The organism is Pseudomonas sp. Marseille-QA0892 (assembly GCF_054950135.1).
Map to the genome: position 1 here is coordinate 3,172,653 of NZ_CM143104.1, position 12,690 is coordinate 3,185,342.

The 12,690-nt window shown below is 60.5% G+C and carries 7 protein-coding genes; 3 read left to right on the forward strand and 4 right to left on the reverse strand.

The window, feature by feature from the left end; genetic code table 11:
* Window positions 1-2: 2 nt before the first annotated feature.
* Window positions 3-2,000 (reverse strand): biofilm regulation protein phosphatase SiaA, encoded by a 1,998-nt coding sequence (gene siaA, locus ACY8D3_RS14745; RefSeq protein ID WP_462379530.1) that lies wholly within the window; start codon window positions 1,998-2,000, stop codon window positions 3-5.
* 212 nt (window positions 2,001-2,212) lie between these two features.
* Window positions 2,213-3,877 (reverse strand): energy-dependent translational throttle protein EttA, encoded by a 1,665-nt coding sequence (gene ettA, locus ACY8D3_RS14750; protein ID WP_462379531.1) that lies wholly within the window; start codon window positions 3,875-3,877, stop codon window positions 2,213-2,215.
* Window positions 3,878-4,254: 377 nt separating this feature from the next.
* On the opposite strand from ettA, the gene ACY8D3_RS14755 reads away from it, so the two are divergent.
* The 3 genes from ACY8D3_RS14755 (at window position 4,255) to ACY8D3_RS14765 (ending at window position 10,757) form a co-directional block, all read left to right on the forward strand.
* Window positions 4,255-8,334: a bifunctional diguanylate cyclase/phosphodiesterase gene (locus ACY8D3_RS14755; protein ID WP_462384396.1), complete on the forward strand. Its 4,080-nt coding sequence runs from the start codon at window positions 4,255-4,257 to the stop codon at window positions 8,332-8,334.
* 134 nt (window positions 8,335-8,468) lie between these two features.
* The gene (gene glyA / locus ACY8D3_RS14760; RefSeq protein WP_462379532.1) at window positions 8,469-9,722 is read left to right on the forward strand and encodes a serine hydroxymethyltransferase; all 1,254 of its coding nucleotides are present in this window, start codon (window positions 8,469-8,471) and stop codon (window positions 9,720-9,722) included.
* 666 nt (window positions 9,723-10,388) lie between these two features.
* Window positions 10,389-10,757: a PilZ domain-containing protein gene (locus ACY8D3_RS14765; protein WP_462379533.1), complete on the forward strand. Its 369-nt coding sequence runs from the start codon at window positions 10,389-10,391 to the stop codon at window positions 10,755-10,757.
* A 41-nt stretch (window positions 10,758-10,798) separates the two neighbouring features.
* Here the strand turns inward: ACY8D3_RS14765 and radA are convergent, their stop codons facing one another.
* Together radA and ACY8D3_RS14775 are read right to left on the reverse strand one after the other, a co-directional pair.
* The gene (radA, locus tag ACY8D3_RS14770) at window positions 10,799-12,160 is read right to left on the reverse strand and encodes a DNA repair protein RadA (protein ID WP_462379534.1); all 1,362 of its coding nucleotides are present in this window, start codon (window positions 12,158-12,160) and stop codon (window positions 10,799-10,801) included.
* Window positions 12,161-12,312: 152 nt separating this feature from the next.
* A complete protein-coding gene (locus tag ACY8D3_RS14775) occupies window positions 12,313-12,525 on the reverse strand; it encodes a hypothetical protein (protein WP_462379535.1) in 213 nt (70 codons plus the stop codon).
* Window positions 12,526-12,690 lie beyond the last annotated feature (165 nt).

A 12,690-nucleotide genomic window follows, 5' to 3' on the forward strand; every position in this document is an offset into this window, starting at 1 on the left:
TGTCACTCCTGGTCGAAACGGAAGAAGAGCATGGTGATGTCGTCGCGCTGTGGATAGGTACCCTGATACTGAGCGAGGGTCTCGCTGAATGCCTTGCTTTGGTCGTCCAGCGGCAATCGGGCATGCCGGACTATCATGTCGGCGAACCGACTGTTGCCGAACCCATAGCCTTTCTCTCCGCCTGCCTGGTCGAGAAACCCGTCGGTAGTCAGGTAAAACGTCGTGCCGTCGGTGAGCGGCATTTCACTATTGTGGTACTCGCCGGTTCGCTTGTCACCGAGCGCGCGTCTGGCACCGGCAATCTGGCCACTGCTTTGGCCGTCGCTGTAATAGAGGCCGACCTTTGCGCCGGAAAAAACGATCCGGCGTGACGCCAAATTCACATAGGCCAAACCGACGTCCATGTTCGTCGCCACAGCGCGCTCGCCAGGCTCCGTCAACAGCATTGCCCGCACGATATGGTCGGTACGGGAAAGCACCCTGGCCGGATCCGAAAGGCCAACTTCGGTGATGGCCTGCTCAATTGCGGCATGCGCCAGCATCGTCATCAAAGCACCAGGCACCCCGTGGCCCGCGCAGTCGACCACGCCTATCAGGTAGGCCCCATCCGAAGCACGAAACACGTAGAAGTCGCCCCCCACGACATCGCGGGGGCGCCAAAGCACCGCATGCCGGTGACCCATTGCAATGGACATTTCGCGACTGGGCAGGATGGCGTGCTGGATCAGACTAGCGTAGTCGATGGAGTCATCGATCTTCTTGTGCGCAGCAGCCATCGCTACGTTGGCTTCCTCAAGCGCGCGGGTCCGCTCACGCACTCGACTTTCCAGCTCTTCGGTATGGCTGCGTATCTTCCGCGCCATCGTGCCAAAGGCCGTGCTTAGCTCGCCGATCTCATCATCCCGATGTGTTGGCAAGGGCGCATGGAAAGCGCCGGCAGCCAGCGCCTGGGCACTTCCCCGCAGTTGCCGAAGTGGTTTCAGCACGCGTCGTTCCACGACCCAGGCGCCGGCCATGGCCAATACAACGAGAAGCGACAGGAAGGCCAATAGGGCAGGAATCAGCGGACGGATCTCGATGACCTGAGCGACGCTCAAATCCACCGCTGTGGCCACATACCATTGCAGATCCGGTATCCAGGTAACCGCAAGTAAACGTGGCCCGTCCTCCGTATGAACCCTGAGCGTCTGGACTTCGCCTGGCGAAGCCTTGCTTTTGGCAAGGATGTCCCTCAGGGCTCGATTGTCCGACGTTTCGTCGTCGGCGAAACCGTAGATGCTCGTCTGGAGGGAGCGACCACCGGACTCGGCATTGAGCGTCACAAGATTCGCGTTTGGATGGACCAGAATCGACCCGAACCGATCCAGCACCATTGGCTCCACGCCGACCTTGTCGAGGCTGACGAACTCACGAAGGAAACCCGTCAGCGTGATACCGGAGCCCACCACACCCAGCACACGACTGCCGTCGCGCGCTATCACGTTGAACCAGACCTTGGTGTCCTTCGTGACCGCGTTGTAGTCAACGTTGATCTGGTAGTCCACGGGCTCGCTGATGGTACGGAAGAACCAGCGGTCACCCTCGTGCTCAGGGCTCATGACATAGCGGGGTTCGGTCTGCACCGATTGTCCGTCGCTGTTCAGGTAGTACCCCAGACTGTCAGCCGATGCGACGAAATAGGCGTGATCAGAAAAAGCGTGACGATATCCCTCGGCCTCTCGGAAGAATAGCGAGCGTTTCGCGGGATCGTTCTCGTCGGCCAGCCAGGCGCGGGTGAGTTCCGACCCGGCGAGGCGTTGGGCAAGTGCAAGTTCACGGGAAACGGGGGCGAACAGGCGTTCTCGATTGAGCTGGACGAGGTTGCCAGCGTAGGACTCACCGAAGCGCGCCTGCACGCTTTCGATGGCGCGCCAACCGATCAGGCCTGCCAGGCCAAATGCCAGAAGGCATGCCACAAGCAAGGCCAACAACGATTTACCACGCAGTCCCAGTGCCGCCATTCCATTAACGTCCTGAAAACGGCTGAAGGCACGCCTTTGATTGACGTGCCTTCAGTTATCCACTTTTAAGTATTGCGCGGTGTACGCCTGCCTCTAACAGGTGTATTCGACACGTGGCTGCCGCATTGCGTGGCAGCCACGTGCCCTAGCCTGCACCGTACGCAGCCTGCACCGCATCCTAGCGCAACGATACGGCCATTTGCCACCATACCTCAGGCAAGCTTCTTGTACTTCACACGCTTCGGCTGGGCGGCCGCATCTCCCAAACGCTTCTTGCGGTCCGCTTCGTACTCGGTGTAGTTGCCTTCGAAGAACACGACCTGCGACTCGTCTTCATAAGCGAGGATATGCGTGGCGATACGGTCCAGGAACCAGCGATCGTGGGAAATCACGATGGCCGCACCCGGGAAGTCCAGCAGCGCTTCCTCAAGCGCACGCAGAGTTTCCACGTCCAGGTCGTTGGAAGGTTCATCAAGAAGCAGCACGTTGGCGCCCTGCTTGAGCGTCAATGCCAGGTGCAGTCGGCCACGTTCACCTCCGGAGAGGTCCTTCACGAACTTCTGCTGGTCTGCGCCCTTGAAGTTGAAGCGGCCTACGTAACCACGCGAAGGCACTTCATAGTTACCGACCTTGATCATGTCGAAGCCGTCGGAGACCTGTTCCCAGACCGTCTTGGCACCGTCCAGCTCGTCACGCATCTGGTCGACGCTGGCCAGATGCACCGTCTCGCCGATCTCGATGTGCCCGGCATCCGGCTGCTCCTTGCCCATGATCATCCGGAACAACGTCGACTTGCCCGCGCCGTTGCCGCCGATGACGCCAACGATGGCACCCTTGGGCACCGAGAAGCTGAGGTTGTCGATCAGGACGCGGTCACCGTAACCCTTCGTCACGTTGTGGAATTCGATGACCTTGTCACCCAGGCGCTCGCCTGTAGGGATGTAGATCTCGTTGGTCTCGCTGCGCTTCTGGAATTCCTGAGACTGGAGTTCCTCAAAGCGCTGCAGGCGTGCCTTGGACTTTGCCTGACGCCCCTTGGCGCCCTGGCGAACCCATTCCAGTTCGGCCTTCATGGCCTTGGCATGGGAGGCTTCCTGTTTTGATTCCTGCGCAAGGCGCGCGGACTTGGATTCGAGCCAGCCGGAGTAGTTGCCCTCGTACGGAATGCCGTGACCGCGGTCGAGCTCAAGAATCCAGCCAGCCACGTTATCCAGGAAGTAACGGTCGTGGGTAATCGCGACCACGGTGCCCGGGAAGTCGTGCAGGAAGTGTTCGAGCCAGGCGACCGAATCCGCATCGAGGTGGTTGGTCGGTTCGTCGAGCAGGAGCATGTCTGGCGCGGACAGGAGCAGGCGGCACAGCGCAACGCGGCGCTTCTCGCCACCAGACAGTACGCCGACCTTGGCATCCCATGCGGGCAGGCGCAGGGCATCGGCTGCTACTTCCAGCTGACGCTCAAGATTGTGACCATCGGATGCCTGCAGGATTGCCTCAAGCTTTGCCTGCTCGGCAGCCAGTGCGTCGAAGTCCGCATCTGGCTCGGCGTAGGCGGCATACACTTCATCCAGTCGCGCCTGCGCTTGCTTGATCTCGCCTACCGCTTCTTCGACGATATCGCGGACGGTCTTTTCGGGGTCAAGTTTTGGCTCCTGCGGCAGATAACCTACCTTGATACCAGGCATCGGGCGCGCTTCGCCGTCGATTTCTGTATCCACGCCAGCCATGATGCGAAGCAGCGTGGACTTACCAGCGCCGTTGAGACCAAGCACGCCGATCTTGGCGCCTGGGAAGAACGACAGAGAGATGTCCTTGAGGATTTCGCGCTTGGGCGGCACGACCTTGCTGACCCGGTGCATGCTGTAGACGTATTGAGCCATGGTGACCTGACTTTCGCTTGACGTTGACGGGGAAGATGCGCAGGCCCGGATGACTTCGCCGAATGCGACCCACTCTGATGAGGGTCTTGGCGTAGGCCCAGCGATCAACGGCCTTCGAAGGCTGTTTTGGATCGCGCGCAGTAAGACCGGCAAAGCTACCGAAGGCGCGGCCAAGGGTCAAATGAGAACCGCCACGATACTGGCACTTTGCCTGGTTTCGAGGCATGCTAGCGCGCCGTCGAGGCGCACGCCCTATCAGGAAGCCACTGGTGACCACGCTGCCCCCTTCGCCAGTCCAGACGCCCTTGTCGTCCAGACTGGACCTGCCTCCACGCAGCCGTTCGGTCAAGAGCGTGCTGATTGTGCTGGTCGGTTTCATGTTGGTCCTGCTGTTCTGGCAGCTGACCGCCGACTACCAGCAGGCCGACCAGCTGGAAGCTCATTACGCCTCGCAAAACGTCGCGGCTCAGGCGCTACGCCTGGAGGCATTGCTCGAAGGGCGTGCCGCGGTCGCTCGGACGATACTTGACTCGGTGAGTGCGCCACCAAACGACGAAACCGCAGCCTCCGTGTTGCTATCCCGCCTGGGCGATGCGCTTCCCTCGACCCGCAGCTTGAGCTGGCTCGATCAGGACGGAAACGCTCTCGCAACGATTGGCGAGCCACGCCAGGCAGATGCGCTGCGCCAGGTTTTCCAACGGTTCCCCCACCAGACGTCCTATTTCTTCCAACTGACCGACCGCGCCGAAGACGGCGTCGACCTTCTGATCGAAGCCGAGAACAGCGGATACTGGGTTATCCACATAGCATCAGAAGCGATCAACCACTGGCTCGACGAGGCAGGGCTCCCTGAAACAGGATGGGCGTTGGTCAACGATAAGGGCACGATTCGCCAGCACCCGCTTGGTGGTGAGCAATCGACCAGACATCGGCTCGAGGAGGCAAGCTTCCCCTTACCAGGAACGGGTTGGCACCTGAAGACCGTCCCGATTGCGTCCCATGGCAACTATCCCTCAGGAGCCCTTGTCGCGAAGACCCTTCTTTATGCGCTGTGCTCCGTGCTCACGCTGATCGCGCTGGGCGCCCTGCTTCGTGAGCAGCGAATGCTCAGGGCGCTGACTACGGCGTCCAGACGGTCACTGAACCAGGCTGCCAGCGCGCTTTCGGCTATCGAAGAGCCTGTACTGGTCTCCGAGGCGGACGGCACGCTTCACTACCTGAACCGCCGCGCAGAGCAAATGTTTGGCATCAGCGCGGCGGGCGCGAGCGGCGTATCGCTTCTGCAACTCCTGCCTCAATTGTCCGGCCTGCTGGATGTCTCGCCCGACAAAGGCTCAACCGAAACGATTCAGGTCAGACGCAACGGCGAGTTCCGGCTGTTTACGGTCAACCGTAGCCTGGTGGGTACCGAGAACGACCCGACCGGTTATGTCTGGGTCCTGCGTGATGTAACCGAGGCGCACCAAGCCCTGAGCACACTGGAGGAGACGCGCCGGCGGTATCAGGACATCTTCGAAGGCAGCGGCGTCGGTCTGTGCGTGCTGGATCTTTCAGCATTGCTGGCGTTCATCCAGCACCGGCAATTCGGCACCGTCGAGGCCCTCACCAGCTGGCTCGCGCAATCCCCGGAAAACGAGGCCGAGATCAAGCGGCGCATTCGCATCACCGAAGCCAACGCGATGGCAATCCGCCTGCTGGGCAGTGACTCACTCGAAGGCCTGAACGAGATGGTCGACCAGGTGCCGATGGTGCCCGAAAGCGCGCGCTACCAGATCATCACCGCGCTGATCATGGGGCTGCGCTTCGTTGAGACCGAAGTGCGCTTTCATAATGCGCCGGGCGAGCGCCATGTCTGGATGACCATGCGGCTCCCTGAGGACGAGCGGGACTACCAGGCGGTGACCGTCAGCCTCAACGACATCACCAGCCGCAAGAACGTCGAACTGTCGTTGATCGACCGCGAGCGCTTCTGGTCAGGCATCGCCTATGCCGTTCCCGACACGCTCTACGTGCTGGATTTGCAGACCCAGCAGCATCTCTTCAGCAATGGCAAGCTAGGCCGGCTGCTTGGCTACGACGAATTCAGCCTCGTTGAGGCTGGGCAGGCCGGCTGGGACCGCCTGCTTCACCCCGATGACCGCGCACTCTACGAGTCGCTGCGGGCGCGTCAACAATCCCTGCAGCCCGAGCAGCTGCTGCAGTGTCAGGTCCGCCTTGCCCACCAGGATGGAACCTGGCGCTGGTTCGATGTGCGCGAACAGGCACTGGTCCACGACGGGGATGGCCGCCCGTCTCGATTGATCGGCATTGCCAAAGACATCACGGAGCAAATCGAGGCCAGCGAGTCACTGCGCAGCAGCGAGCAACGCTACCGCCTGCTGGCTGAGAGCATCAGCGACGTCATTTTCTGCAGTGATGCACTGCTTCGCTTGAACTACATCAGCCCTTCAGTCGATGACATGCTCGGCTACACGCCAGACGAACTGCTCGAGTCAGGCGTTGGCTCCATCATCGCCAATCCGCAGCAGATGGTTGGGCTGACCAGCTTGATGGCCCGCGTTCAGACAGGCCTGAAGCATCCGGCTGAAATGGTCCGTTTGCGCGAGGAGGTATCCACTCAGCACATGGTGGTCGACTGCCTGCGCTCCGATGGCCGCAAGGTTCCGGTCGAAGTCCGCATCGTCCTGATGTGGGACGATGCAGGCAATTTCCAGGGCCTCCTCGGCGTAGGGCGTGACATCAGTCGACAGCGTCGCGCGGAAAAGGACATGCGCATGGCCGCGACCGTCTTCGAGCATTCGACGGCGGCCATTCTCGTCACCGACCCTGCCGGCTATATCGTTCAGGTCAACCGCGCCTTCAGCCGCATCACGGGCTACCAGACCAAGGAAATCCTCGACCAGAGCCCGGCCATGCTGACGGCGGACCGCCAGCAGGCGAACCACCTCAAATACATCATCGGCCAACTCGACATCAGTGGAAGCTGGGAAGGCGAGGTCTGGCTGAAGCGCAGAAATGGCGAAACCTATCCAGCCTGGGTAGGGATCACGGCCGTTCAGGACGAGGAAGGCGACCTGGTCAGCTACGTATGCTTCTTCAGCGATATCGGTGAGCGCAAGGCCAGCGAGCAGCGCATCCACCGGCTCGCTTACTATGACGCGCTAACACAATTGCCCAACCGAACGCTGTTCCAGGACCGCTTGCACACGGCGCTGCAGACATCCGGACGTAACGGTGGCTGGGTCGCGCTCATGTTCCTCGACCTGGACCGCTTCAAGCCAATCAATGACTCCCTCGGTCATGCCGCAGGCGACCGAATGCTCAAGGACGTTGCGCAGCGGCTTTCAGGTTGTGTCGATCAGGAGGACACGGTAGCCCGCATGGGCGGCGACGAATTCACCCTGCTCCTGCGCGCTGCTGAGACCCGTGAGAACGCCCTGACCCGAGCGATCCATGTCGCTGAACGCATCCTGGCAAGCCTGTCCCGCGCCTTCGTGCTAGAGGGCCGTGAATTCTTCGTCAGCGCCAGCATTGGCATTGCCTTGAGCCCGCAGGACGGCAATGAGCTCAGCCAACTGATGAAGAACGCCGATACGGCCATGTATCACGCCAAGGAAATGGGCAAGAACAACTTCCAGTTCTATCAGGCCGACATGAACGCGCGGGCCCTCGAACGGCTCGAGCTTGAAAGCGATCTGCGTCATGCGCTGGATAACGGGCAGTTCCAGCTTTATTACCAGCCGCAGCTGTCGGGTGACGGTCGCCGTCTCACGGGTGTCGAAGCCCTGTTGCGCTGGCAACACCCGTCGCGCGGCTTCGTATCTCCGGCCGAATTCGTTCCGGTCCTCGAGGAGCTAGGGCTTGTCGTGCAGGTCGGCGACTGGGCGCTTGCCGAGGCCTGCACACAGCTCAAGGCGTGGCACAGCCGCAAGGTCCGAGTGCCAAAGGTGTCCGTTAACCTGTCGGCCCGCCAGTTCGGCGATGGCCATCTCAGCACACGTATCGCGCGGATCCTGGAGACCTCAGGGCTCCCGCCCAGCTGCCTTGAACTGGAGCTGACCGAAAGTATTCTGATGCACGACATCGGCGAGACCCTGGCGCTGCTCGACGGCCTGAAGCAGCTTGGCCTGTGCATCGCAGTCGATGACTTCGGCACGGGCTATTCATCGCTCAATTACCTTAAGCAGTTTCCGATCGACGTACTGAAGATCGACCGCAGCTTCGTGGACGGGCTGCCCGACGGCGAACAGGACGCGCAGATCGCTCGTGCAATCATCGCCATGGCCCATAGCCTCAACCTCACGGTTATTGCAGAGGGCGTGGAGACTCAAGCACAGCTCGACTTCCTACGTGAGCACGGTTGTGACGAAGTGCAGGGCTTCCTCTTTGGCAAGCCGATGCCCGCAGACCATATCGAAGCGCTTTACAGCAACGACGCCCTGTTCATGCTGGAATAGGGCTCCTTGAACGTAGCGCACCTGCGCTACGTGAGCGCCACTCGCCTGACACATGAGCGAAGCGCATACCCCAGCCCTTGGCGCATGGAGTAGAATGCGCGCCTTTCAAACCCGCCAGAGCCAGGGGATTTGCCATGTTCAGTCGCGAACTGACCCTTTCACGCTTCGACGCCGAGCTTTTCGAGGCGATGCAGCAAGAAGCCAAGCGCCAGGAAGATCACATTGAGCTGATCGCGTCCGAGAACTACACCAGCCCAGCCGTCATGGAAGCCCAAGGCTCCGTACTCACGAACAAATACGCTGAAGGCTACCCGGGCAAGCGCTATTACGGCGGTTGCGAGCACGTCGACGTCATCGAGCAGCTGGCCATCGACCGTGCCAAGGAACTGTTCGGCGCTGATTATGCCAACGTTCAGCCGCACGCAGGTTCGCAGGCGAATGCCGCCGTCTACCTGGCTCTGCTCAGCGCCGGCGACACAATCCTCGGCATGAGCCTGGCCCATGGCGGCCACCTGACGCACGGTGCGAGCGTTTCGTCCTCTGGCAAGCTCTATAACGCGGTTCAGTACGGCATCGACGAGAACGGCCTGATCGACTATGCCGAAGTCGAGCGTCTGGCTGTCGAGCACAAGCCGAAGATGATCGTGGCAGGCTTCTCGGCCTATTCCCAGGTTCTGGATTTCGCCCGTTTCCGTGAAATCGCAGACAAGGTCGGTGCCTACCTGTTCGTGGACATGGCTCACGTCGCGGGCCTGGTTGCCGCGGGCGTCTATCCCAACCCTGTTCCGTTCGCCGATGTCGTTACGACCACCACGCACAAAACCCTGCGTGGCCCACGCGGCGGTCTGATCCTCGCGCGTCGCAATGAAGAGATCGAGAAGAAACTCAACTCTGCCGTGTTCCCAGGTGCACAGGGCGGCCCACTCGAGCACGTCATCGCGGCCAAGGCCGTGTGCTTCAAGGAAGCGCTGCAGCCCGAGTTCAAGACCTACCAGCAGCAGGTCCTGAAAAACGCTCAGGCCATGGCTTCGGTATTCATCGAGCGTGGTTTCGACGTGGTTTCAGGCGGCACACAAAACCATTTGTTCCTGCTCAGCCTCATCAAGCAGGACATCACGGGTAAGGACGCAGACGCTGCTCTGGGTCGCGCGTTCATCACCGTGAACAAGAACTCGGTACCGAACGATCCAAAGTCGCCGTTCGTTACGTCCGGTCTGCGCATCGGTAGCCCCGCCGTTACGACCCGTGGCTTCAAGGAAGCCGAGTGCCGCGAACTGGCGGGCTGGATCTGCGACATTCTGGACAAGATGGGCGACGAGTCGGTCATCGACAGCGTCCGTGAAAAAGTGCAGGCGATCTGTGCGAAGTTCCCGGTCTACGGCAACTGATCCAGACGTGAAATAGAGAAAAGCCCGGCCAGTGAACTGGCCGGGCTTTTTCGTATCCTGCGTTTTTAGAAAACGTAGCGAACGGGCTTCCTTCGCGACTGCTCGGGTGGAGAAATCTCCGCTGGCTTTGCATCGTGCGTGGCGCTGCCGACACTGACGATGCCCCCAGGTGGGTAGGATGGGCTTTCCCGCGGCATGTCGTGCATCGCTACATTGGGCATCTTTCCATGATTGCCTGCGAAAGCAACCATGGCCATTCCAGTCGCTAGCAGCATCGCCCCGACTGTGTACACCGAGAAGAACGCGTCACTGGAGTGCCCATCCGCAGCATCGCGCCGGATGCTATCCTCGCCATGCCGAAGCCACTGCCGCACACTGCCTAAACGTCCAACCGTTGCTGATCTGGAGTTCTTCATCTCAATTCCCTCTGAGAATATCTCGTGGCGAAATCCTTCGCGCCATTGAGCTTAGTTAACACCAAAAAACCACCGATGTACTAAGCTGTCGTCAGAACCTTTTTTTATAAGATCCAACCAATTCGTCAATTTTCTGATCAGTGACTGCCCAGTCACAAAATAGTGACAGTTCGCTGACACAAGGGCAAATACTCTTATCTATTTGTGCATCCATCGCCCGATGCGTGGCTGCACGTTCCAGGAGATCGTTATGTCTGATTCCACCGAAGATCGCCGCCGCTTCCACCGGATCGGCTTCGACGCACCAGCGTCGATAAGCCAGGGCGAGCACACCTGGAATACTCAGTCGCAGGACATTTCGCTCAAGGGCGTGCTTCTGCGAAAACCACAAGGCTGGCCCGAGCAGCCGTCCGGCACCTACCAAGTGCGCGTCGATCTTGGCGCTGATGCCGAGGTCGTCATGCAGGAGGTCGTTCTCAAGCGTACCGATGAAGCGCATCTGGGCTTCGCATGCGAGCACATCGACCTCGAATCGATCAGCCACCTGCGTAGGCTCGTCGAACTCAACCTGGGTGACCCCGCCTTGCTGGAGCGCGAATTGGCTGCCCTGGGCGACTGACCCCCTCGATGCGTGGCCTGTCAGCCACGCAAGCCGTGCACTTACTCGAATAACGCGTCCAAGGCCTGCTCAAGGCGTGTAACCGCAATGATCCGGAGCCCCGGGGGCGCCTCCTTCGGTGCGTTGCCCTTCGGTACGATGGCGCGCCTGAAGCCGTGCTTGGCGGCTTCCTTGAGCCGCTCCTGACCGCTCGGCACCGGCCTGATCTCACCCGATAGGCCTATCTCACCAAAAACGAGCAGGTCGTGTTCGAGCGGCTTGTCACGAAGGCTGGAAATAACGGCTGCCATCAGGGCGAGATCGGACGCTGTCTCCAGCACTTTCACCCCTCCGACCACGTTCAGGAAGACGTCCTGATCGTAGGTCGGGATTCCACCGTGCCGGTGAAGCACAGCGAGCAGCATCGCCAGGCGGTTCTGATCCAGCCCCAGCGTGACCCGACGCGGGTTCGCGAGGTGGCTTGTGTCTACCAGCGCCTGGACCTCGACCAACATGGGGCGTGAACCTTCCCAAGTGGCCATCACGACACTGCCGGGTACGGCCTCCTGAGCTCGAGTAAGGAAGATGGCCGAAGGATTCGATACCTCCTTCAGGCCCTTGTCTGTCATGCCGAACACGCCCAACTCATTCACCGCACCGAAGCGGTTCTTGACGGCGCGCAGCAAGCGCAGTCGACCGTCGGACTCGCCCTCGAAGTACAGAACGGTGTCGACCATGTGCTCCAGGACCCGTGGCCCCGCCAGCGCGCCCTCCTTCGTCACGTGGCCGACAAGGAAAATGGCAGTGCCGCTCTGCTTGGCGAAACGCACCAGCAGTGCTGCGCTTTCACGCACCTGAGCCACGCCACCGGGCGCCGACTGCAACTGCTCAGTGAAAATGGTCTGGATGGAATCCACAACCATGACTTTGGGACGCTCACGCCGCGCCGTATCGATGATGGCTTCGATGCTCGTCTCGGTCATGACCTTCAACCGCTCGAGCGGAAGGTCCAGGCGCCGTGCGCGCATGGCAACCTGCTGTTGGGATTCCTCACCGGTCACATACAGCGCCGGGAAGCGCTCGGCGACATTGCACAGGGTCTGCAGGAGGATGGTGGACTTACCGATGCCAGGGTCGCCGCCGATCAGCACGACGGACCCATCAACGAGGCCGCCACCCAGTACGCGGTCGAGTTCGCGGGACGCTGTGGTAAAACGGGGGACTTCTTCTACGCTGACTTCAGCGAGCGTCTTGAGCTGCGCCTGCTGGCCAGCCCAGCCGCCACGGCCCGAGGGTGTCGAGGCGCTTTCGACGACTGTCTCCACCAGCGTGTTCCAGGCACCGCACTCCGTGCACTGCCCTGCCCATTTCGGAAAGGTTGCGCCACACTCGGTGCAGCCGTACATGCGCTTGGCTTTGGCCATGCCGATTCGCCCCCTGAAAAACGAACCGGCACCTTACTCCAATACTGGATGGATTTACAGATACACGGATCGCAAACCGCTCGGCGAATGGCATTCGCAGCACAGCTAGCCGTGTGCCATGATTGGCTGAACCGAGCACGAATGCGGCAGTCTTAGATCGACCCTTGATTGAGTTCCCGCCTGGCTTGGGTGTAGCAGGCCCTGAGATAGGCGATATCGCTGTCAGGCGAGGGCCCAGTAAAAGGTTCGATTCGCTCGAGACGACTTTCCAGCCCTGCAAGCTGACGATTGAGACGATCGAGCACACCGTCACGCTCGTGCTCCGAGACAGATGGCGCATCGATTACGGCAGGCAGGGACATCATGGCTTCTCCGGCAAACGAAGCCCATGTTGCCGGGAATGCATCTGCGCCGGGTTGATCCGGATCAATGGCCAGTACAACAGTATGAATTTCACCGAGGCTTTATGAATCCGTCGACCCATTCCCTGGTGCCACCTTGCTCGGCTTGCAAGGAAGGCTCGCTGGAGT